The 202-nt window shown below is 54.5% G+C and carries 1 protein-coding gene; it reads left to right on the top strand.

Going from position 1 to position 202, the window contains the following annotated elements:
• Window positions 1-202 (top strand): aromatic amino acid transport family protein (locus FDX22_RS31995; RefSeq protein WP_304571819.1); only part of this gene is annotated, 202 nt, incomplete at both ends.

Raw genomic sequence — 202 nt, 5'->3', positions numbered from 1 at the left:
GGCTTTGCGCTGTTGGTGGCATTTGTGGTGTGGTTAAGCACCAAAGCGGTTAGCCGCATGACGGCGATTGTGCTGGGTGCGAAGGTAATTACCTTTTTCCTGACCTTCGGCAGTCTGCTGGGGCATGTTACGCCCACTACGCTGTTTAACGTGGCGGAAAGCAATGCTTCTTATACGCCGTACCTGCTGATGACGCTGCCGT

It is taken from the genome of Citrobacter sp. TBCS-14 (genome assembly GCF_005280805.1).
GTDB lineage: Bacteria > Pseudomonadota > Gammaproteobacteria > Enterobacterales > Enterobacteriaceae > Citrobacter > Citrobacter gillenii.
Note: the sequence above shows the minus strand (reverse complement) of the source record. Positions and strands in the feature narration are given on the sequence as shown.